At 56.6% G+C, this 21,563-nt stretch carries 16 protein-coding genes and 1 pseudogene; 11 read left to right on the top strand and 6 right to left on the bottom strand.

Going from position 1 to position 21,563, the window contains the following annotated elements:
• Positions 1–67: 67 nt before the first annotated feature.
• The 3 genes from asmA to udk are packed head-to-tail and all read right to left on the bottom strand — an operon-like array spanning position 68 to position 3,169.
• Positions 68–1,891 carry an outer membrane assembly protein AsmA gene (gene asmA / locus B1H58_RS14405; RefSeq protein ID WP_085071172.1) on the bottom strand — a complete coding sequence of 608 codons (1,824 nt, stop codon included), beginning with the start codon at positions 1,889–1,891 and terminating at the stop codon, positions 68–70.
• Between the two features lie 20 nt (positions 1,892–1,911).
• Positions 1,912–2,493 carry a dCTP deaminase gene (gene dcd, locus B1H58_RS14400; protein ID WP_085071171.1) on the bottom strand — a complete coding sequence of 194 codons (582 nt, stop codon included), beginning with the start codon at positions 2,491–2,493 and terminating at the stop codon, positions 1,912–1,914.
• Positions 2,494–2,527: 34 nt separating this feature from the next.
• The gene (gene udk, locus B1H58_RS14395; protein ID WP_085071170.1) at positions 2,528–3,169 is read right to left on the bottom strand and encodes a uridine kinase; all 642 of its coding nucleotides are present in this window, start codon (positions 3,167–3,169) and stop codon (positions 2,528–2,530) included.
• Positions 3,170–3,490: 321 nt separating this feature from the next.
• Here udk and B1H58_RS14390 point away from each other — a divergent pair, with 321 nt between their 5' ends.
• Entirely contained in the window at positions 3,491–4,132 is a 642-nt protein-coding gene (locus B1H58_RS14390; protein WP_085071169.1) for a phosphatase PAP2 family protein, read from the top strand.
• Positions 4,133–4,539: 407 nt separating this feature from the next.
• Here B1H58_RS14390 and B1H58_RS14380 read toward each other — a convergent pair whose 3' ends face one another.
• Together B1H58_RS14380 and B1H58_RS14375 are read right to left on the bottom strand one after the other, a co-directional pair.
• Entirely contained in the window at positions 4,540–4,758 is a 219-nt protein-coding gene (locus B1H58_RS14380) for a hypothetical protein (RefSeq protein ID WP_085071167.1), read from the bottom strand.
• The gene (locus B1H58_RS14375) at positions 4,730–5,365 is read right to left on the bottom strand and encodes a hypothetical protein (RefSeq protein ID WP_085071166.1); all 636 of its coding nucleotides are present in this window, start codon (positions 5,363–5,365) and stop codon (positions 4,730–4,732) included. The genes B1H58_RS14380 and B1H58_RS14375 overlap by 29 nt, the downstream gene beginning before the upstream one ends.
• Positions 5,366–5,580: 215 nt before the next feature.
• Between B1H58_RS14375 and B1H58_RS21050 the strand changes: the two genes are divergently transcribed.
• From B1H58_RS21050 to B1H58_RS14360, 3 genes are all read left to right on the top strand, one after another.
• Positions 5,581–5,823, top strand: coding sequence for a hypothetical protein (locus B1H58_RS21050; protein ID WP_085071165.1), 243 nt, complete (start codon positions 5,581–5,583; stop codon positions 5,821–5,823).
• Between the two features lie 33 nt (positions 5,824–5,856).
• Positions 5,857–7,209, top strand: coding sequence for a molecular chaperone (gene yegD, locus B1H58_RS14365; protein WP_085071164.1), 1,353 nt, complete (start codon positions 5,857–5,859; stop codon positions 7,207–7,209).
• A gap of 186 nt (positions 7,210–7,395) precedes the next feature.
• On the top strand, positions 7,396–7,650 hold the full coding sequence (locus B1H58_RS14360; protein ID WP_085071163.1) for a hypothetical protein: 255 nt from the start codon (positions 7,396–7,398) through the stop codon (positions 7,648–7,650).
• A 63-nt stretch (positions 7,651–7,713) separates the two neighbouring features.
• Here B1H58_RS14360 and B1H58_RS14355 read toward each other — a convergent pair whose 3' ends face one another.
• Positions 7,714–8,676, bottom strand: coding sequence for an aldo/keto reductase (locus tag B1H58_RS14355; protein WP_085071162.1), 963 nt, complete (start codon positions 8,674–8,676; stop codon positions 7,714–7,716).
• 269 nt (positions 8,677–8,945) lie between these two features.
• On the opposite strand from B1H58_RS14355, the gene B1H58_RS14350 reads away from it, so the two are divergent.
• From B1H58_RS14350 to trhP, 7 genes and pseudogenes are all read left to right on the top strand, one after another.
• Positions 8,946–10,178, top strand: a complete 1,233-nt coding sequence (locus B1H58_RS14350) for an MdtA/MuxA family multidrug efflux RND transporter periplasmic adaptor subunit (protein WP_085071161.1) — start codon at positions 8,946–8,948, stop codon at positions 10,176–10,178.
• The gene (locus B1H58_RS14345; RefSeq protein WP_085071160.1) at positions 10,178–13,300 is read left to right on the top strand and encodes an MdtB/MuxB family multidrug efflux RND transporter permease subunit; all 3,123 of its coding nucleotides are present in this window, start codon (positions 10,178–10,180) and stop codon (positions 13,298–13,300) included. The genes B1H58_RS14350 and B1H58_RS14345 overlap by 1 nt, the downstream gene beginning before the upstream one ends.
• Positions 13,297–16,364 (top strand): annotated as a pseudogene (gene mdtC / locus B1H58_RS14340) (multidrug efflux RND transporter permease subunit MdtC). Before B1H58_RS14345 ends, mdtC begins: the two are co-directional and overlap by 4 nt.
• 36 nt (positions 16,365–16,400) lie before the next feature.
• Positions 16,401–17,813, top strand: a complete 1,413-nt coding sequence (mdtD, locus tag B1H58_RS14335) for a multidrug transporter subunit MdtD (RefSeq protein ID WP_085071159.1) — start codon at positions 16,401–16,403, stop codon at positions 17,811–17,813.
• Positions 17,813–19,195, top strand: coding sequence for an envelope stress sensor histidine kinase BaeS (gene baeS, locus B1H58_RS14330; RefSeq protein ID WP_085071158.1), 1,383 nt, complete (start codon positions 17,813–17,815; stop codon positions 19,193–19,195). The genes mdtD and baeS overlap by 1 nt, the downstream gene beginning before the upstream one ends.
• 10 nt (positions 19,196–19,205) lie before the next feature.
• On the top strand, positions 19,206–19,910 hold the full coding sequence (gene baeR / locus B1H58_RS14325) for an envelope stress response regulator BaeR (protein WP_085071157.1): 705 nt from the start codon (positions 19,206–19,208) through the stop codon (positions 19,908–19,910).
• A 111-nt stretch (positions 19,911–20,021) separates the two neighbouring features.
• A complete protein-coding gene (trhP, locus tag B1H58_RS14320; protein WP_085071156.1) occupies positions 20,022–21,404 on the top strand; it encodes a prephenate-dependent tRNA uridine(34) hydroxylase TrhP in 1,383 nt (460 codons plus the stop codon).
• The last annotated feature ends 159 nt before the right edge of the window (positions 21,405–21,563 follow it).

The following is a 21,563-nucleotide window of genomic DNA, read 5'->3' as shown; positions in this document are numbered from 1 at the left end:
GTTACCGCAGAGGATAACGTCAGGCGCGGGGTATCAGGATAAAAGGCGATATCCCGCGCCTGAGCGATTATTGCGGCGCTTTTTCCGGCGTCACATTTTTCTGATTACGCTGTGACCACTCATCCAGACGTGATTTGATTTGGCTCTCAAGTTTCTGGCGCAGCAGCTGATCCACTTTCAGGTTGTATTGCAGATTATCCCAGCCGCCATAGATATGCAGCGGAACCGCCGTCTGTTGCAGGGTGGCGATAAGGTCATTATCCCCTTTCCAGCCACTGGTAACCTGCACGCCAAAATGAATATCGCACTGACGACGCAGCATGTCTATTTCACCCGCGCCGCCCAGACGGAAGCCGGAAGCCCCGCCCTGTAGGTTTTTAAGCGTAATAAGGCCATCTTTTAAGGTTGCCTGCGCCTGCAGCTTATCAAGGCGGGTTTCGTTACTGTTGCCCGCTTCATCTCCGCTGCTGACCCGATCGCTGTTACGGGCCACGGCCCGCTGGACCAGTTGCTGAAAATTCATGCCGATAATGCGAGCTGAATCCAGTGCTACTTCGGCTTCGCCGCGCCAGCGCCGATGAAAATCAACAACGCTCAGCCCCTCTCCGCTCATGTTACCGGTTAATGTCAACTGGCCATCCAGCGTTGGCGGCAGAGCAAAAGCCTGCAGCAACGGTGCTAATGCAATATTCTGTAGCGTCGGACGCAGCGCCACCGCAACCGACTGCTGATGCAGATTTAAGGTGCCCGGTAACGAGAAAGTGCCCTCGCCTACCCGTCCGCTCAGCGTATTAAGCGCTATGTTACCCTGATGATTTTGCGCATCCAGCGCTACCTGCTGCATATCCATGCCGTGCCAGCGCAACGTATCGACCTGAAGCTTCAGCGCCGCATTCAGACTGTTCAGGGGATGATCGTAGCTGGTGGGTTCGGCGATCACCGGCGCGCGGCTAAAGGCGGTGGCGACAGACGCGCCAGGCGAAGCGCTGGTTTGCGAATTCAGGCCGGAAAGTGCATCCAGATCGAGATGCGGCGAGCGCATATCAATCGTGACCGCCGTCGCGTTGCCAAGCTTGCCGCTGATAGCGCCGTTCAGCTGGCTGTCGCCCAACGTCAGCGCCACGTTTTGCAATGAAAAACGCTGGCTGTCATTCAGCCACTCCGCCTGCAGGCTGCCTTTGCCCTGCAATCCCGCTGCAGGCAGATCCGGGCCCTGTAGCTGCCAGCTCAGCGACTTCACCGTACCGCTTACGCGCTGCGGATAATTGGCCACGTTCATCTCGCCATCCAGCGACAGCTGCAGTTCACGCTGATCGCGGCTAACCCGCGTCGCCAGTGACAGCATCGCCTCGCGGCGGCTGTCCTGTCTCAGAGAGAGGTTAAGATCGCGAAAGTTAATCTCTTCTCCCTGCGGCTGCCGCCAGATTAACAGGCTGTCAGCCACTTCGAGATTACTGATATCGAAAGTCCAGCCTTTTACCGGTTCCGGCGGCGTTGAGTTCGTCGGCCCTACCGGCGCATCGGCTGGCTGTTGAGCTTCGCTCTCCGGCGTCAGGCGGATCACCGCGTTCTTCAGCATAACCTGCTTAACGCTGAGCTGATGCGACAGTAAAGGAAAGAGATGGACATCAAGCCGCATGTTTTCAGCCAACACCATCGGCTGCTGTGCGCCAGGGGCGGTAACCGACATACGTCCGGCAAGGATGCTAAGCTGCGGCCAGACATGCCAGCGCAAATCGCCCTCCAGGCGCAGTTGATAGCCGCTACGCTGTTCAACCTGCTGCACCATGTAGTTGCGAAAATCGTTGGGGTTAACCAACAGTACCAGCGCTGTCATGCCCGCTACAATCACGACGAATAAAATAGCCAGCGTGGTAATTAATCGTCTCATCCCATCCCCTGTTCAGGCAGTTAGTCTTTATCGATCCGACTGGCGTCCGCGCCCTGCTGCCCTTTGTATTTAGCATCTTCACGACGGTTATAGGGACGGGCGGCGGGACCAGACAACGGTTCAAAGCTTAGCGCACCGATCAGCATACCGGGACGCAAGGCCAACGGCAGCTTACCTGAATTATAGAACTCCAGTACGATACGGCCCTGCCAGCCAGGATCAATGCGGTGCGCTGTCACGTGCACCATTAAGCCCAGACGCGCCAGCGATGAACGGCCATCAAGCCAGCCGACCAAATCGTCAGGCAGCGTTACCGATTCCAGGGTCACGGCCAGCGCCAGTTCGCCCGGATGCAGATAAAACGCCTCACCCTCCGGCAGCACAATCTCATCGCTCATCACGCGATCCAGTGCCGCGCTGACCTCATGTTTAGGGCCGCTTAAGTCGATAAAGGCTGCGGTATGCCCACGAAAAGTACGAAACTGATTGCCCAGCCGCACGTCCACGGTTGCGCCGTTAATGCGCTCTACCGGCGGGCGCGGCGTAATCGCCAGCTTGCCGTTATCAAGCCAGGCTTCAATATCGCGATCGCATAATCTCATCGCCGTTTACTCCTTTTTCTTCGGGCTGACGCGCTTACTCAAAGAACTGATTGATTTTCGCTTTCAGAATATCGATGGCAATGCGGTTTTTACCCCCGCGCGGCACGATGATATCGGCGTACTGCTTGGAGGGTTCAATAAACTGCAGGAACATCGGACGCACGGTTTTTTGATACTGTGCCATTACCGAATCCATTGAGCGGCCGCGTTCGTTCACGTCACGCTTCATACGACGCATCAGGCAGATATCCAGCGGGGTATCGACAAAAATGGAGAAATTCATCTCTTCACGCAGGCGGGCATCGGTTAACAACAGGATCCCTTCGAGAATAATGACCTTTTTCGGCTTGAGATGGATGGTTTCCTGCGTGCGGGTATGTTCAACGTAGCTGTATACCGGCAGTTCAATATGCTGGCCCGCTTTCAGGGCCTGAAGATGATGCAGCAGCAAATCATGATCCATCGCGCTGGGATGGTCATAGTTCGTTTTAATCCGCTCTTCCATAGTGAGGTGGCTTTGGTCTTTGTAATAACTGTCTTCAGGAATCACGCCGATATGCTCATCGCCGACCTGTTCGCGGATTTCACGATACAGCGTGCTGGCAATTAAACTTTTTCCTGATGCGGATGCGCCTGCGATACCTACAATGACGCATTGATGGGACTTTTCAGTCATAAAATTAAAGACCTGATAACTGTGTGACGTGGCACCAGGCGATGTCGAAACATCATCCTTAGCGTTCAGTCAGATATTGAGAGGATTAACTGGCGGCAATTATAGGGAGATCGCCGGTTTGATGCCAGAAAAAAGCAGCTTGCCCGTCGCCGGGCGGTGAAGCGCTGCCCGGAATGCCCGCTTTTCAGACTTTCTCCTTTGGCGCGCCCCCATTTCACCGATAAACTGCTACGCGCGATCCAGCTCTCACTTTCGTGACAGCGTAGCGACGCCCCTTCTCGCCAGTTGGCGAAAGGCATACTCATAACAGAAAGGTTGGCTATGTCCTGGAGAACAATTACCTATTTTGGCGACAGCATGTTGCTGATCCCCACAGCAATTCTTATCGCGCTGATCCTGCCCTGGAAAAGCAGCGATCGACGCACGGTCTGGTTTTGGCTGTTGGCCTTTGGGTTAGCGGGACTGATCGTCAGCGTGTCGAAAATCCTGTTTATGGGGTTCGGCATCGGTAGCGCCCGCTTTAACTTCACCGGCTTTAGCGGACACAGCGCGATGTCAGCCACCCTCTGGCCGGTTATGCTCTGGCTGCTGTCGGGCCGGTTGCCCGCATTCTGGCGCGGCGTGGCGGTGACAATTGGCTATATGGTGCCGCTATTGGTGGGCGCTTCACGCCTGGTGCTGCTTGCGCATTCGAAAAGCGAAGTCGCCAGCGGTTTGCTGATCGGCTTTACGCTCAGCACGCTATTCCTGATCAACCAGCGCAATACGCAGCTGAAAGGCTTTTCCCTGCCGCAGGTCAGCGCCGCGCTGCTGCTGCCGCTGGTGCTTATCGGTCACGGACGCATCGCCCCTACGCAAAATTTTCTTGCGCACCTTTCTGCTGACCTTGCCGGGCTGGAAAAGCCCTGGACGCGCGCGGATCTGCTAAAACAGCGGCAGCCAGGCTATCAATCGTTTGAATAAACTGGCTATTTCAGCAATTGCCATCGGGTTGGTTTTAACATGCTGTGCCAGCATCACCAAAGTGATATAACGCCTGCTCGCGCTTTTACGGGCAGGCTCGCCGGACCCGTGAATTGCAACCCATACTTTTTCGCCCGCGCATAGCACGTTATCTTCTTTCAGGCCCGCCCTGCTGCTGGGCCTGATCTGCTTTATCGCCTCGCTGTTTTGCCTATCGCTGGACGCTATTTTGCATATTACCCACGGTACACACGGTCCGGAAGTAGAGGAATTTCGGACGCGGGTTCAACTCCCGCCAGCCCACCAAATAAAACAAGGGGTTACGTGAAAGCGTAACCCCTTGTTGTTTGTCCATGTCCACTTTGCGTCCACTCAGCGACAGCGAGTATGCCACAGGCAAGAGGTGATTATACCTCCCCCTTCACCTTATCCACCGCCCAAGCGACCAGATAGGCAAGAACAAGAAAACCGACAAATCCAACCATCTTCATCCAGCCATCAAGAACAAACAAACTACCAAAGGCAGCAAAAGAGCAAAGGTATGTAGTTATGCCTTCAACCATATTTGCAGACTGTATACCTATAAATTTGCAAAATTTAGCGAGAGAGGATTTTGCAGATTTCATTTTCTACACCTTTGCATTGTATCGGGTGGCTGTTTATATACATCAGGTATGGTTCCAGCTCACCTTCAACAAGAAAATAAACCATATCTAAATTCGTCGCCCAGACTTTGTAATATGTCCCAGGATACTTCGAGCGCATTCTTCTGGAGGCTCTGGCCGCTTCCTCGATCAGCCCCTGAATCATTACAATGTTGAATGTTACCGCAGATGCAACGCGCGTTACACGCCGCATAAGTGTGCTCATTCTCACACGATTAATGATTTTTGTTGCTATATATTGAGTGATGAATGCTTGGGCACCAACCCGACTTCCCAACCTGGCATCTGAATAACCCAGCTTGTCATTAATCGCTTTTTTTCCCTTGTCATCCAATTTTGTATAAAAATCAGTGATAACAGTCGTAACAAGTTGTCTGATTGGCGCTTCATTAGCTGCCAGGCTCTTAAACACCTGGAAAAAACGCTCGTTTTCAATTTCATTGCGCGCCTTGAGGTCTCGATCAACAATCCCAGTACCTTCAACAGTCCTGATTGCTGATAAATACAGCCCATTAGGAATAGAAGCAAGACCGTCAACGATACCTTTGGCGATTAACTTTGCATCCATAAGTCATCCTTTCTTTTGTTATCCTGTTCACAGAATAATCAGGCATTAATAACGCATCCAGGAAATTTTTTTCAGTTTCAGAATCCAGCTTAATATCGCGCCAGCTCGCGCCACTGCTGGCACCGTGCGTTTTTATATCTGGCTTATCTCAACGCTGGCCGAATTAATGACACACCGGTTGCGTAGCAACGATTTCCTGGCTCGTCTCGGCGGTGATGAGTTCGGCCTGTTACAACGCCAGGCACAACGGACGCGGTCAACTGACGGTGTATGAAGCCCGGCTCCAGCCAGTCCGCAACGTGCATTTTAATCTGATGGACGAAATGCTGGTTTCTGTTATTCATGGACAGGGGCAGCGGCTGAATATCGCTACCGTTGCCGGGCCAGTGGGCCAGCCGATGAGCACAGGGCAATTCGCAACGTGTGAAACATTTGCCAGTGCCGATCGGCTCGGGTAAAGTCACCCCCTTTTTTTCTTAAGGGGGATCTTTATGTTTATCGGTTTTGATTACGGAACGGCTAATTGTTCCGTGGCCGTGGTAGAAAATGGCGCGCCGCGGCTGCTTAAACTGGAAAAGGATTCTCCTTATCTGCCCTCAATGCTGTGCGGGCCAACGCGTGAAGCGATCAGCGAATGGCTCTTTCGTCATCATCAGGTGCCGACACCGGAAGCGGAAAATCAGGCGCTGCTGCGGCGCGCTATCGCCTTTAACCGCGATGAAGATATCGAAGTAACGCCCGGCAGCATCCACTTTGGTCTTGATGCGCTGGCGCAGTATATGACCGACTCTGAAGAGGTCTGGTTTGTTAAATCGCCCAAATCCTTTCTCGGTGCCAACGGCCTGAAGCCGCAGCAGATCGCCCTGTTTGAAGATCTGGTGTGCGCCATGATGCTGCATATTCGCCAAACCGCAGAACAGCAGTTGAGCGGATCCATCGATCAGGCGGTGATTGGTCGACCGGTTAACTTTCAGGGGTTAGGCGGCGACGAGGCTAACCGTCAGGCACAGGGCATTCTGGCGCGAGCTGCCAGCCGCGCCGGTTTCCGTGATGTGATCTTTCAGTTTGAACCGGTGGCAGCGGGGCTCGATTTTGAAGCCACGCTGCAGGAAGAAAAGCGGGTGCTGGTGGTGGATATTGGCGGGGGCACCACCGACTGCAGTATGTTGCTGATGGGTCCGCAATGGCACAACCGCGCCGACCGCACCAGCAGCCTGTTAGGACACAGCGGCTGCCGCGTTGGTGGAAACGATCTGGATATTGCGCTGGCTTATAAAGAGCTGATGCCGCTGCTGGGGCTGGGCGGAGAAACGCAAAAAGGCACCGCCCTGCCCGCCCTGCCCTGGTGGAACGCGGTGGCGATCAACGACGTTCCGGCGCAAAGCGACTTTTATTCAGCCGCCTGTCGCAAACTGCTGCAGGATTTGATACGCGATGCGCGTCAGCCGGAAAAGGTGCAGCGCCTGCTGAAAGTCTGGCAGCAGCGCCTTAGCTATCGGCTGGTGCGGGCGGCGGAAGAGAGCAAAATCGCCCTTTCCGACCGGGCTGAAACCAGCGCTGCGCTGGCGTTTATCGAAGCCGGATTAAGCACGGATATCGCCAGCAAAGGGCTGGAAGCGGCTATCGCCGCGCCGCTGGATCGTATCCAGGAGCAGGTCAGGCTGGCGCTGGAAACCAGCGGCACCACGCCAGATATGATCTACCTGACCGGCGGCAGCGCCCGCTCGCCGCTGTTGCGTCAGGCGCTGCAGCAGCAGCTGCCTGCCATTCCGCTGGCCTCCGGCGATGATTTCGGTTCGGTCACCGCCGGGCTGGCTCGCTGGGCGCAAATTATGTTTGCCTGACGATGCCCCGGGTTAATCCGTAGGGGTTAACCCGACTTTCCTGACATCCACCGTGATGCTTTTGCGCCGCCTGAACCTGCCGTAACCTCTTGATGGGCGGACGATGCTTTAAAACAATTAACGCGGTTTCCTGGCGCGCGCATGTTAGCATTTCAGCCCCGTTATTAAGGTATGGATACATTTATCGTGAGCCTGTGGAATCTCAGTTTTCAACAGTATCTCGCTTTTGCTCTGCTGCTGATGCTGCTTTATCGCTATACCGGAGCGATGGTTTGTCTGGCAGTGGTGGTTACAGGCGCTTCGCTCTGGCGCGTCTTTTACGATGAAGCCTTACCGGCCTTGCTGCTGCTGTTGCTTATCGGTAGCGCATTGGGTGTGCTGATTTTTTACGCGGAGCGATATCGCTCAATACGCAAAGCCAACCGCTCTTTTGTTCAGTAACAGGCTGACCGCCTGACAGTCGCATAAAAAAAGCGCCCGCAGGCGCATTTTTATCAGGCTGGCTTAATAGCGGCTGGCCTGCGTGATCTTTTCCACTTCATCCAGATTCAGCCGCAGCTGCGCTGCTTTCACCAGTTCATTTAACTGCTCCAGCGAAGTAGCGCTAACGATGGGGGCAGTGATCCCCGGACGGACAATCTGCCACGCCAGTGCAACCTGCGTCGGGGTAATGCCGCGCGCCTGAGATACTTCGTCCAGCGCCTGCAAAATACGCAGCCCACGCTCGTTAAGGTACTTCTCTACCACGCCCTGTCCGCGCTTGCTCTTACTGGCATCCTCCGGACGACGATATTTGCCGCTCAGAAAGCCGCTGGCCAGCGAATAGTAGTTGATGACGCCGATGTCATTTTCAGTGGCGACCTGCTCCAGACCGCTTTCATACTCCTGGCGATCGTAGAGGTTATACTCCGGCTGCAGGGTTTCATAACGCGCCAGACCATTTTCCTCGCTGACCTTCAGCGCCTGTGTCAGACGATCCGCTGAATAGTTAGAAGCGCCGATCGCACGCACTTTACCTTCCCGGATCAGATCGTCGAACGCTTTCAACGTCTCCTCCAGTGGGGTTTGATCATCATCGCGATGCGCCTGATAGAGATCGATATAGTCGGTTTGCAGACGACGCAGCGAATCTTCCACCGCCTGCCGAATATAGTTGGCTGACAGCCCGATTTTCTCCGGCGACAGCTCCATGCCCACTTTGGTAGCCAGCACAATTTTGTCGCGTTTGCCGCTTTTTTTCAGCCAGTTACCAATGATGGTCTCCGATTCTCCCCCCTGGTTGCCTGGCGCCCAGCGTGAATAAACATCAGCGGTATCAATGAACCACAGCCCTTTTTCCACCAGCGCATCCAGCAGGGAGAAAGAGGTATCCTGGTCCACGGTCCAGCCAAAAACGTTGCCGCCAAAGGTAAGCGTAGGAACTTCAATGCCACTGCGCCCAAGCTGACGGGTTTCAATCTGGTTCATCATTGTTCTCCTGAATTAATGTATTGCCAACCTGTTGATGAGCGTAGCAAACATCTGTGCTTCTGTATCAGCTTCTGATGCCCTGCGCTGATTTGTCTCATCTGGTAAGATCGCGGATACTTACATCAGCCTTACGGCCGCCTTACAGATATTCTTAATTCCTTCATTTTTTTATCCTGTTTGGTAACTACACTGGTTAACTTTGCGGGAATAGCCTGACTGGCCCGCCTGGAAATATTGATTACACTGCCGGAGAGCAATAAACAGCAATGAAAGCCTCACGCTCTATATCTAAAAAAATTCTGTTATTGATCCTTGTCGCGCTGGTCGCCGTTGCCGGTTATTTTCTATGGCCCAAAGGCGATGGCGACAGCGCGACGAACGCCTCCCAGCAGCAGCCGCGCGGCAAAAACGGCAGGCGTAATATGCCGCTGGCGCCGGTACAGGCCGCCACCGCGCAGACGCAAAGCGTACCGCAATACTTTTCTGGCCTGGGCACCGTCACCGCCGCCAATACGGTGACGGTGCGCAGCCGCGTTGACGGTCAGCTGATGGCGATTCATTTTCAGGAAGGGCAACAGGTCGAGGCGGGTCAGCTGCTGGCGGAGATCGATCCGCGTCCTTATCAGGTGGCGCTGGCGCAGGCGCAGGGACAGCTGGCGCGTGATAAGGCAACGCTGGCTAACGCCCAGCGCGATCTGGCACGCTATCAAAAACTGGCGAAGAGCAACCTGGTCTCTCAGCAGGAGCTGGATACCCAGCGGTCGCTGGTCAGTGAAACCCAGGGCACCATCAAGGCGGACGAAGGCAGTGTCGCCAGCGCCGAGCTTAATCTCACCTACAGCCGCATTACCGCGCCGATTGCCGGTCGCGTCGGCCTGAAGCAGGTCGATGTCGGCAACTATATCACCAGCGGTGACAGCACCGGGCTGGTGGTGCTGACACAAACGCACCCGATCGATGTGCTGTTCAGCCTGCCGGAAAATAACATTCAGCCAATTTTACAGGCGCAGAAAGCGGGCCAGCCGCTGATTGTAGAGGCCTGGGATCGCAGTAACAGCACCTTGCTGACGCAGGGCGAGCTGCTTAGTCTGGATAACCAGATTGACACCACCACCGGCACCATCAAGCTGAAGGCGCGTTTCAGCAATGAGGATGACCGTCTGTTTCCCAATCAGTTTGTAAATGCGCGCCTGAAGGTCAATACGCTGCATGACGCCGTGGTGATTCCCGTTGCCGCGTTGCAGATGGGCAGCGAAGGCAACTTCGTCTGGGTAATCAACAGCGAGAACCAGGTGAGTAAGAAAAGTGTCAAGCCGGGGTTACAGGATAGCGAAAAAGTGGTTATCAGCGCCGGGCTGGATGCTGGCGAGCGGGTGGTCACCGACGGGCTGGATCGTCTGACGGAAGGGGCAAAAGTAGAGGTTGTGGCGCCGCAGACAACGCCGCTGACCAGCGATAAAGCGACTCAGCCCGCGCGCGCTAAAGGAGATCGCGCCTGATGCAGGTTTTACCTCCTAATGCTACCGGTGGCCCATCACGCCACTTTATTCTAAGGCCGGTCGCTACCACGCTGTTAATGGTCGCTATTCTGCTGGCCGGTATTCTGGGCTATCGCTTTTTGCCGGTTTCCGCGCTCCCGGAAGTGGATTACCCCACCATTCAGGTGGTCACGCTCTATCCCGGCGCCAGCCCTGATGTTGTCACCTCCGCCATTACCGCGCCGCTGGAGCGTCAGTTCGGGCAAATGTCCGGGCTGCAGCAGATGTCGTCGCAGAGTTCCGGTGGTGCCTCGGTTGTGACTTTACAGTTTCAGCTTACGCTGCCGCTGGATGTTGCTGAACAGGAAGTGCAGGCGGCAATTAACTCTGCCACCAACCTGCTGCCAGATGACTTACCCAATCCGCCGGTTTACAGCAAGGTCAACCCCGCCGATCCGCCAATTATGACACTGGCGGTGACCACCACCAGCATGCCGATGACGCAGGTGCAGGATATGGTGGAAACCCGTATCGCCCAGAAAATCTCTCAGGTTAGCGGCGTGGGGCTGGTTACGCTGTCAGGCGGGCAGCGTCCGGCAGTGCGTGTAAAAATGAATGCGCAGGCGCTGGCGGCACTCGGCCTTGACAGCGAAACGGTGCGTACCGCTATCGCCAACGCCAACGTCAACTCAGCAAAAGGCAGCCTTGACGGACCGGAGCGCTCAATTACCCTGTCGGCTAACGACCAGATGCAGTCGGCGGAAGATTATCGTCAGCTGATTATCACCTACAGCAATAACGCGCCGGTGCGGCTGGGCGATGTCGCTACCGTTGAACAGGGTGCCGAAAACAGCTGGCTCGGCGCATGGGCCAACCGGCAGCAGGCGATTGTTCTTAATGTTCAGCGCCAGCCGGGAGCGAATATCATCGCAACCGCCGACAATATTCGCAGCCTGCTGCCGGAACTGACCGCCTCGTTGCCGAAATCGGTCGAAGTAAAATTACTTTCCGACCGTACCACCAATATCCGCGCCTCGGTGCATGATGTGCAGCTGGAACTGCTGCTGGCACTGGCGCTGGTGGTAATGATTATTTACCTGTTTCTGCGCAACGTCCCCGCCACCATTATTCCGGCGGTAGCGGTGCCGCTATCATTGATCGGCACCTTTGCGGTGCTCTGGCTGCTCGGCTTCTCGGTGAATAACCTGACGCTGATGGCGCTCACCATTGCCACCGGCTTTGTGGTGGACGATGCGATAGTGGTGATCGAAAACATATCCCGCTATATCGAGCAGGGGGAAAAGCCACTGGCCGCCACGCTGAAAGGGGCCGGTGAGATTGGCTTTACCATTATCTCCCTCACCTTCTCACTGATTGCGGTGCTGATCCCGCTGCTGTTTATGAGCGATATCGTCGGACGTCTGTTCCGCGAGTTTGCCGTTACGCTGGCGGTGGCAATATTGATTTCCGCTATCGTCTCGCTGACGCTCACGCCGATGATGTGCGCGCGTATGCTTAATGCAGAATCACTGCGCCGTCAGAACCGCTTTTCCCGCGCCAGCGAAGCGATGTTCGAACGTATTATCGCCGTTTATGGTCGTTTGCTGACCCGCGTGTTAAGCCATCCGTGGCTCACGCTGGGCGTGGCGTTAGGTACGCTGATCCTGACACTGCTGCTGTGGATGTTCATACCCAAAGGCTTCTTCCCGCTACAGGATAACGGCATTATTCAGGGTACGCTGCAGGCGCCGCAAAGTGTCTCTTACGCCAGCATGGCGCAGCGCACGCGCGATGTCGCCTCGATTATCCAGCGCGATCCGGCGGTGCAGAGCGTCACCTCATTCGTCGGCGTTGATGGCACCAATCCGGCACTGAACAGCGCGCGCGTCCAGATTAACCTGAAGCCGCTGGATGAGCGTGACGATCGTATTCCGGCGGTGATTGAGCGTCTGCAAAGCGCGGTAGCGCGCGTGCCGGGCGTCACGCTGTGGCTGCAACCGGTGCAGGATTTAACTATCGATACCCAGCTGAGCCGCACGCAGTATCAGTTTACGCTGCAAACCGGCTCGCTGGCGTCGTTAAGTCAGTGGGTGCCGCCGCTGTTGGCGCGCCTGCGTACGCTGCCGCAGCTGAAGGATGTCAGCAGCGACTGGCAGGATCAGGGGCTGGAGGCGTATGTTAAAGTCGACCGCGACAGTGCCAGCCGCCTCGGCATCAGCATGAGCGATATTGATAACGCGCTATATAACGCGTTCGGCCAGCGGCTGATTTCCACCATCTATACCCAGGCCAACCAGTATCGCGTGGTGCTGGAGCAGGATACGCAAAACGCGCCTGGGCTGCAGGCGCTGGAGGCTATCCGCATCGCCACCAGCGATGGCGGCACGGTGCCGCTCAGCACTATTGCCCGGGTTGAGCAGCAGCATAGCGCCCTGACGATTAACCACCTCGATCAGTTCCCCTCAACCACCTTTTCGTTCAACCTCAACAGCGGTTATTCGCTGGGCGAAGCGGTGCAGGCGATTAGCGCGGCGGAAAAAGATCTGGCGATGCCGTCGGAAATCATGACCCGCTTCCAGGGCAGCACGCTGGCGTTTCAGGCAGCGCTGGGCAGCACGGCGTGGCTGATTGTGGCCGCCATCGTGGCGATGTATATCGTGCTTGGCGTGCTGTATGAGAGCTTTATCCATCCGATCACCATCCTCTCCACCCTGCCCACCGCCGGTGTGGGCGCGTTGCTGGCGTTGCTGTTAAGCGGTCATGAGCTGGATATTATTGCCATAATCGGCGTTATCCTGCTGATCGGTATCGTGAAGAAAAACGCCATCATGATGATCGATTTCGCGCTTGCCGCCGAGCGCGAACAGGGCAAAACACCCTATGACGCCATCTATCAGGCCTGTTTGCTGCGCTTTCGTCCCATACTGATGACCACGCTGGCGGCGCTGCTGGGCGCGTTACCGCTGATGCTGAGCACCGGCGTAGGCGCTGAACTGCGTCGTCCGCTCGGCATTGCCATGGTCGGCGGGCTGATCCTCAGCCAGGTGTTGACGCTGTTTACCACGCCGGTTATTTACCTGCTGTTCGATCGCCTGGCGCACTATACGCGTCGCCGTTTACAGCGCGGGGAGACGCAGTCGTGAAGTTTTTTGCGCTGTTTATCTACCGCCCGGTCGCTACCAGTCTGTTAACGCTGGCGATTGCGCTGGTCGGCATACTTGGCTTTCGCCTGCTGCCGGTGTCGCCGCTGCCGCAGGTCGATTTTCCGGTCATTATGATTAGCGCTTCGCTGCCGGGCGCCTCGCCGGAAACCATGGCGTCATCGGTAGCGACGCCGCTGGAGCGTTCGCTGGGGCGCATCGCTGGCGTCAGTGAAATGACCTCCACCAGTTCGCTGGGCAGTACGCGCATCATTATGGTGTTTGACTACGATCGCGATATTAACGGCGCGGCGCGTGATGTGCAGGCAGCGATCAACGCCGCGCAAAGCCTGTTGCCCAGCGGGATGCCAGCCCGTCCCAGCTGGCGCAAGGCGAACCCATCCGATGCGCCGATCATGATTATGACGCTGACCTCCGATGACTGGACGCCCGGTCAGATGTATGACTACGCCTCGACGCAGCTGGCACAAAAGCTGGCGCAGATTGAAGGGGTCGGCGACGTGACCGTTGGCGGCAGCTCGCTGCCAGCGGTGCGGGTGCAGCTGAATCCACAGGCGTTGTTTAATCAGGGCGTTTCGCTGGATGCGGTGCGCCAGGCGATCGCCAACGCCAACGTGCGCCGTCCGCAGGGGCGGTGGAAAACAATGGCGAGCGCTGGCAGTTCAGAACCAATGATGAGCTAAAAACCGCAGCGGAATATCAGCCGCTGGTAGTGCATTACAACAATGGCGCAGCGGTACGCCTGGCGGATGTCGCCACGGTTACCGACTCGGTACAGGATGTGCGCAACGCCGGAATGACCAACGCTAAACCGGCGGTGCTGTTGGTGATCCGCAAAACTGCTGACGCCAACGTGATCCAGACCGTTGACCGCATTCGCGCCGAGCTGCCGGAGCTGCATGAAATTATCCCTGCCGCCATTAATCTGGCGGTGGCACAGGATCGCTCACCGACCATTCGCGCCTCGCTGGAGGAGGTAGAGCAATCGCTGGTGATTGCCGTGGCGCTGGTGATTCTGGTGGTGTTTCTGTTCCTGCGCTCCGGTCGCGCGACCCTGATTCCGGCGGTGGCGGTGCCGGTCTCGCTGATTGGCACCTTTGCCGCTATGTATCTGTGTGGATTCAGTCTCAACAACCTGTCGCTGATGGCGCTCACCATTGCCACCGGTTTTGTGGTGGATGACGCCATCGTGGTGCTGGAGAATATTTCCCGCCATATTGAAGCGGGAATGAAACCCTTGCAGGCATCGCTACAGGGCGTGCGTGAAGTGGGCTTTACCGTGCTGTCGATGAGCATCTCGCTGGTGGCGGTATTTATTCCGCTACTGCTGATGGGCGGGCTGGTGGGACGGCTGTTTCGCGAATTTGCCGTCACCCTGTCGGTAGCAATTATGATCTCGCTGGTGATTTCTATCACTCTGACGCCGATGATGTGTGCCTGGCTGTTAAAGGCGAAACGGGCTGGCAGCCAGCCGCGCACCCGAGGTTTTAACCGCCTGCTGCTGGGCCTGCAACGCGGCTATGGCCGTTCACTGCACTGGGTGCTGGAGCGGGCGCGCTGGACGTTACTGCTGCTGCTGGCCACCATCGGCCTGACGGTATATCTCTATATCACCATTCCAAAAACCTTTTTCCCTGAACAGGACACTGGCCGCCTGATGGGCTTTATCTCTGCCGATCAGAGCATCTCTTTCCAGGCAATGCGCGGCAAGCTGGCGGACTTTATGCAGATCATTCGTCAGGATCCGGCGGTGGATAACGTAACCGGTTTTACCGGCGGTTCGCGCACCAACAGCGGCTCGATGTTTATCTCTCTGAAGCCGCTCTCCGCGCGCACTGAAAGCGCCCAACAGGTGATTGCCCGGCTACGCGTCAAGCTGGCGAAGGAGCCGGGTGCCAGCCTGTTTCTGATGCCGGTGCAGGATATTCGCGTTGGCGGACGAGAGGCTAACGCCAGCTATCAGTACACGCTGCTGTCAGATAATTTAAGTGACCTGCGCAACTGGGAGCCGAAAATTCGTGCGGCGTTCAGCAAGCTGCCGGAGCTGGCGGATGTCAGTTCCGACCAGCAGGACAAAGGCGCAGAAATGGCGCTGACTTACGATCGGCAAAGCATGGCGCGGCTGGGCATTGATGTTTCCGACGCTAACGCCCTGCTGAACAACGCTTTTGGGCAGCGCCAGATCTCTACCATTTATCAGCCGCTTAATCAGTACAAAGTGGTAATGGAAGTGGATCCGCGCTATACCCAGGATATCAGTGCGCTGGATCAGATGTTTTTGATCAACAGCGACGGCAAGCCCATTCCGCTGTCGTGGTTTGCCCGCTGGCAGCCAGCCAATGCGCCGCTCTCGGTGAATCATCAGGGACTGTCGGCTGCTTCCACCATCGCCTTTAACCTGCCGGAAGGCGTTTCGCTGTCGCAGGCGTCAGAGGCGATTGAGCGCACCATTACCGCGCTGGGCGTGCCTTCCAACGTGCGCGGCAGCTTCGCCGGTACCGCACAGGTGTTCAAAGAAACGCAGAACAGCCAGCTATGGCTGATCCTTGCGGCGATCGCCACCGTTTATATTGTGCTGGGCATCCTGTATGAGAGCTATGTCCATCCGCTGACCATTCTCTCTACGCTGCCCTCGGCGGGCGTTGGCGCGCTGCTGGCGCTGGAGCTTTTCGGCGCGCCCTTTAGCCTGATTGCGCTGATCGGCATTATGCTGCTGATTGGCATTGTAAAGAAGAATGCCATCATGATGGTGGACTTTGCGCTGGAGGCGCAGCGCAACAGTAGCATGAGCGCACGCGAAGCGATCTTCCAGGCGTCGCTGCTGCGCTTTCGTCCTATAGTGATGACCACGCTGGCCGCCCTGCTGGGCGCGCTGCCGCTGGTACTGACCAGCGGCGATGGCGCGGAGTTGCGTCAGCCGCTCGGCATTACCATTGTTGGCGGGCTGGTAATGAGCCAGTTGTTAACGCTTTATACCACGCCGGTGGTTTATCTCTATATGGACAAGCTGCGGCGACAGAAAAAACCGCTGGCGGTCGCTGGTTAACCGGCCGCCAGGCTTAAGACATAACCGGGGCGAACTATGAAGAATGCACAATCTGCATCGGTACGCTGGCAGCTGTGGATCGTTGCCATTGGTTTTTTTATGCAGACGCTGGATACCACCATTGTGAATACCGCCCTGCCCACAATGGCGCGCGATTTAGGGGTCGATCCGCTCCAGATGCATTCGGTGGTGGTTTCCTATGTGCTGACGGTGGCGGTAACGCTGCCGCTCAGCGGCTGGCTGGCAGACCGCTTTGGCGTGCGCAACATCTTTTTTGCCGCCATCGTGCTGTTTAGCCTCGGTTCGCTGTTTTGTGCACTGGCGGGAACCCTGAATCAGCTGGTGCTGGCCCGCGTGCTGCAGGGCTTCGGCGGTGCGATGCTGGTGCCGGTGGGCCGCCTGACGGTAATGAAAATCGTGCCGCGTGAGCAATATATGGCGGCCATGACCTTTGTTACGCTGCCGGGGCAGATTGGCCCGCTGGTTGGCCCGGCGCTGGGCGGCGTGCTGGTGGAATATGCCAGCTGGCACTGGATTTTCCTGATTAACCTGCCGGTGGGGATTCTGGGGGCGCTGGCGACCATTATGCTGATGCCTAACTACTCTATGCAGACGCGCCGCTTCGACTTTTCCGGTTTTCTGCTGCTGGCGGCGGGCATGGCGACATTGACGCTGGCGCTGGACGGGCAACACGGATCCGGCAATTCGCCGCTGGCGCTGGGGCTGTTGATTCTGGCGGGCGTGTTCTCGCTGCTGTTCTATCTGATGCATGCACGGGCTAATGATAACGCGCTGTTCAGCCTGAAGCTGTTCGACAACCGCACCTACTCAATCGGCCTGCTGGGCAGCCTGACCGGACGTATCGGCAGTGGGATGTTGCCATTTCTTACGCCGCTGTTTTTGCAGCTTGGCATGGGCTACAGTCCGTTTCACGCAGGTCTGATGATGATCCCGATGGTGCTGGGCAATATGGGCATGAAGCGCATCGTGGTGCAGATTGTTAACCGCTTTGGCTACCGTAATGTGCTGGTAGGCTCCACCCTGGCGCTGGCGGGCGTGGTATTGCTGTTTCCGCTGGTGGCGCTGATGGGCTGGATCTGGGCGCTGCCGATCGTGCTGTTTTTCCAGGGGATGGTGAACGCTATTCGCTTCTCCTCAATGAATACGCTGACGTTAAAAGAGCTGCCGGACAATCTCGCTTCCAGCGGCAACAGCCTGCTGTCGATGATTATGCAGCTGGCGATGAGTATTGGCGTCACCATTGCTGGTCTGCTGTTGGGCGCTTTTGGTCATCACGCCGCTATCGACAGCGAAATGGCCCATGAAACCTTTATCTATACCTGGATTTGCGTGGCGCTGGTGATTGCGCTGCCAGCGCTGGTTTTCTGGCGCGTACCAAAAGCATCAAGTAAGAATGCGGCGCTGGGCCGCGGGAGATCGTCGCGTTAATGGATAAGTTGCGTTTTGGCATCAGCGCAAAGCTGTTTTGCGCTATTTTTTCTACCTGCATGCTGGTGCTGATCACCATGCACTGGGGCGTTCGCCTCAGCTTTGAGCACGGCTTTATCGATTACATCAAGCGCGGCAATGAACAGCGGCTGACACTGCTGAGCGAGGCGCTGGCAGATCAGTATCAGCAGCACGGCAACTGGGATTTTTTGCGCAACAATAACCGGCTGGTGTTTTCTATTCTGCGTTCGCTGGAGCAGAATCCCGACACCAGTAATCATCTCCCGCCGCATGGCTGGCGTACCCAGTTCTGGATTATCGACCAGCGCTATCATGTGCTGATCGGCCCGCGCTCTCCGGTGCCGCAGGAGGGGATCCGCCGCGCCATCAATACCGACAGCGGGCATGTTGTCGGCTGGGTAATCGGCTCGCCGCCGGAGCGCCTGACGCGCAGCGCCGATATTAATTTTGATCAGCAGCAGCGGCGAACCAGCTGGCTGATTGTCGGACTGTCAACGCTGCTGGCGGCGGCGGTGACCTGGCTGATGTCGCGCGGGCTGCTGGCTCCGGTCAGACGGCTGGTTGCTGGCACCCACCAGCTGGCGGCAGGTCATTTCACCAGTCGGGTGGCGGTGAGCAGTCAGGATGAGCTGGGGCGACTGGCGCAGGACTTTAACCGCCTTGCCAGCTCACTGGAAAAAAACGAAAGCATGCGGCGCGCCTTTATGGCAGATATTTCCCACGAGCTGCGTACGCCGCTGGCGATCCTGCGCGGCGAACTGGAAGCGATGCAGGATGGTGTGCGTAAACTGACGCCTGAAGCAGTGACTTCGCTGCTGATGGAAGTCGCCACGCTCACCAAGCTGGTCGACGATCTCCATCAGCTGTCGCTGTCGGATGAAGGCGCCCTCGCCTATCGCAAAAGCCCAACTGACCTGGCGGCGCTGCTGGAGCTGGTCGCCGGTAACTTCTATGCGCGCTACGCCAGTCATGCTTTGAGGCTGCAACTGTCGCTGGTGGAGCAGGCGCCCTTTTTCGGCGATCCCGATCGGCTGATCCAGCTGTTCACCAATCTGCTGGAAAACAGCCTGCGTTACACCGATGCGGGAGGAACGGTAAAAATGACGCTGCAAAGCACGGCGGATCGCTGGCAACTGCTGATTGATGATTCCGCGCCGGGCGTTGCTGACGCGCAACGTGAACAAATATTTGAGCGTTTTTACCGCACCGAAGGCTCCCGCAATCGCGCCAGCGGCGGCTCGGGGCTGGGTCTGGCGATCTGTCGCAATATTGTCGAAGCGCATGGCGGTACGATGTCGGCGGATCACTCTGATTTAGGTGGACTGCAAATCAGGGTAGAATTGCCGCACGATAAATCCTGAATAGCCAGCCATGACCGAAATTAACATGCCCCTTATCCTGATTGTGGAAGATGAACCAAAGATCGCTCAGCTGATGATCGATTATCTGCAGGCGGCCAGCTACCGCACCCATCATCTGGCACGCGGCGACGAGGTTCTTGCTTTTGTAAAACAAACGCCGCCGGACCTGATCCTGCTGGATTTGATGCTGCCCGGGCTGGATGGCCTTTCCGTCTGTCGTGAGCTGCGCCGCTTTTCCGAGCTGCCGATTGTGATGGTTACCGCAAAAATCGAAGAGATCGATCGCCTGCTGGGGCTGGAGATTGGCGCGGATGATTATATCTGTAAGCCCTTCAGCCCGCGTGAAGTGGTGGCGCGCGTAAAAACTATTCTGCGTCGCTGTCAGCGCAGCCAGGAAGATGCCGCGCCGTCGTCGCCGCTGCTGGTGAATGAAGCACGTTTTCAGGCCAGCTGGGCGGGAAAAGCGCTCGACCTGACGCCCGCTGAGTTTCGTCTGCTGAAAACGCTGGCGCAGGAACCCGGTAAAGTCTTTTCGCGCGAGCAGCTGTTAAACCATCTTTATGACGATTACCGCGTGGTCACCGATCGCACCATCGACAGCCATATCAAAAACCTGCGCCGCAAGCTGGAGGCGCTGGACGCCGATCAGCCCTTTATTCGCGCCGTCTACGGCATGGGCTACCGCTGGGAGGCGGATGCGTGTCGCTTGATCTAGCGCAATTTACATCGCTGCTTCAGCCGCTTAGAATTTCTCACCTTTTAACGGGCCATCAATTTTTGCTGTGCCCGTCAGCAATATCTGACCTGACATCAGACTGAGAATATTATGTTTAAACCGGAACTCCTCTCTCCGGCCGGTACGCTGAAAAATATGCGCTACGCCTTTGCCTATGGCGCAGACGCCGTGTATGCCGGCCAGCCACGCTACAGCCTGCGGGTGCGCAACAACGAATTTAACCATCAGAATCTGGCGCTGGGTATTCAGGAAGCGCACGCGCTGGGTAAAAAGTTTTATGTGGTCGTGAACATCGCCCCGCATAACGCCAAGCTGAAAACCTTTATCCGCGATCTCCAGCCGGTGATTGATATGCAGCCGGACGCGCTGATTATGTCCGATCCCGGCCTGATCATGATGGTGCGCAATGCGTTCCCCGCGATGCCGATCCATCTGTCGGTTCAGGCCAATGCGGTTAACTGGGCGACGGTGAAATTCTGGCAACAGATGGGGCTGTCGCGCGTTATTTTGTCCCGCGAGCTGTCGCTGGAAGAGATTGAAGAGATCCGCCAGCAGGTGCCGGAAATGGAACTGGAGATCTTTGTGCATGGCGCGCTTTGCATGGCCTATTCCGGGCGCTGCCTGCTCTCCGGTTATATCAACAAGCGCGATCCCAACCAGGGCACCTGCACCAACGCCTGCCGCTGGGAGTACAAGGTTCAGGAAGGCAAAGAGGATGAGATCGGCAATATTGTGCATCAGTATGAGCCGATTCCGGTGCAGGATGTCACCCCGACGCTCGGCGCCGGTCAGCCGACCGATAAAGTGTTTCTGATTGAAGAGGCGATGCGGCCCGGCGAATATATGACCGCGTTCGAAGATGAGCACGGCACCTATATTATGAATTCCAAAGATCTGCGTGCCGTGGCGCACGTGGAGCGCCTGACGCGGATGGGTGTGCACTCGCTGAAGATTGAAGGACGCACCAAATCATTTTACTACTGCGCCCGTACCGCCCAGGTTTATCGCCGCGCTATTGACGACGCTGCCGCTGGCAAGCCGTTCGATCCCTCGCTGCTCACTACGCTGGAAGGTCTGGCGCATCGCGGTTATACCGAAGGTTTCCTGCGCCGCCATACCCATGACAGCTATCAAAACTACGATTATGGCTATTCGATCTCTGAACGTCAGCAGTTTGTCGGCGAGTTTACCGGCGAACGACGCGGCGCGCTGGCACAGGTTGACGTGAAAAATAAGTTCTCCGTGGGCGACAGCCTGGAGCTGATGACCCCCGCCGGTAACCTGCATTTTACGCTGACGGCGCTGGAAAATAGTAAAGGTCAGCCGATCGGGGTTGCGCCCGGCAATGGCCATATCGTCTGGCTGCCGGTACCAGAGGAAGTAGATTTGAACTTTGCTCTGCTGATGCGCAATCTTAACGGCACCACTACGCGTAATCCGCACGCGGAGGCGAACGTCTCCAGCGCAAATTAATGATCCGCCATAACCGTTTTTAGAATTTGATCACATTAGCCGGCGCGGTTTGTCGATAACATCGCGCTTGCTAAAACGAGCAAAAAGAAACGGCAGTCTATACCAGGAACCACCTCATTCGCCCGCCCGGCTCCCCCGCGCGGGTTTTTCTTTGCGTGC

Source organism: Pantoea alhagi, from assembly GCF_002101395.1.
GTDB lineage: Bacteria > Pseudomonadota > Gammaproteobacteria > Enterobacterales > Enterobacteriaceae > Mixta > Mixta alhagi.
This window is presented reverse-complemented; position numbering and strand designations above follow the sequence as displayed.

Bases quoted from the DNA above. Each gene is read 5' to 3' on its own strand.
- asmA (WP_085071172.1), bottom strand. From the start codon at position 1,891: ATGAGACGATTAATTACCACGCTGGCTATTTTATTCGTCGTGATTGTA.
- baeS (WP_085071158.1), top strand. From the start codon at position 17,813: ATGGATAAGTTGCGTTTTGGCATCAGCGCAAAGCTGTTTTGCGCTATT.
- B1H58_RS14390 (WP_085071169.1), top strand. From the start codon at position 3,491: ATGTCCTGGAGAACAATTACCTATTTTGGCGACAGCATGTTGCTGATC.
- B1H58_RS14380 (WP_085071167.1), bottom strand. From the start codon at position 4,758: ATGAAATCTGCAAAATCCTCTCTCGCTAAATTTTGCAAATTTATAGGT.
- trhP (WP_085071156.1), top strand. From the start codon at position 20,022: ATGTTTAAACCGGAACTCCTCTCTCCGGCCGGTACGCTGAAAAATATG.
- baeR (WP_085071157.1), top strand. From the start codon at position 19,206: ATGACCGAAATTAACATGCCCCTTATCCTGATTGTGGAAGATGAACCA.
- B1H58_RS14375 (WP_085071166.1), bottom strand. From the start codon at position 5,365: ATGGATGCAAAGTTAATCGCCAAAGGTATCGTTGACGGTCTTGCTTCT.
- yegD (WP_085071164.1), top strand. From the start codon at position 5,857: ATGTTTATCGGTTTTGATTACGGAACGGCTAATTGTTCCGTGGCCGTG.
- dcd (WP_085071171.1), bottom strand. From the start codon at position 2,493: ATGAGATTATGCGATCGCGATATTGAAGCCTGGCTTGATAACGGCAAG.
- B1H58_RS14350 (WP_085071161.1), top strand. From the start codon at position 8,946: ATGAAAGCCTCACGCTCTATATCTAAAAAAATTCTGTTATTGATCCTT.
- B1H58_RS21050 (WP_085071165.1), top strand. From the start codon at position 5,581: ATGAGTTCGGCCTGTTACAACGCCAGGCACAACGGACGCGGTCAACTG.
- udk (WP_085071170.1), bottom strand. From the start codon at position 3,169: ATGACTGAAAAGTCCCATCAATGCGTCATTGTAGGTATCGCAGGCGCA.
- B1H58_RS14355 (WP_085071162.1), bottom strand. From the start codon at position 8,676: ATGAACCAGATTGAAACCCGTCAGCTTGGGCGCAGTGGCATTGAAGTT.
- mdtD (WP_085071159.1), top strand. From the start codon at position 16,401: ATGAAGAATGCACAATCTGCATCGGTACGCTGGCAGCTGTGGATCGTT.
- B1H58_RS14345 (WP_085071160.1), top strand. From the start codon at position 10,178: ATGCAGGTTTTACCTCCTAATGCTACCGGTGGCCCATCACGCCACTTT.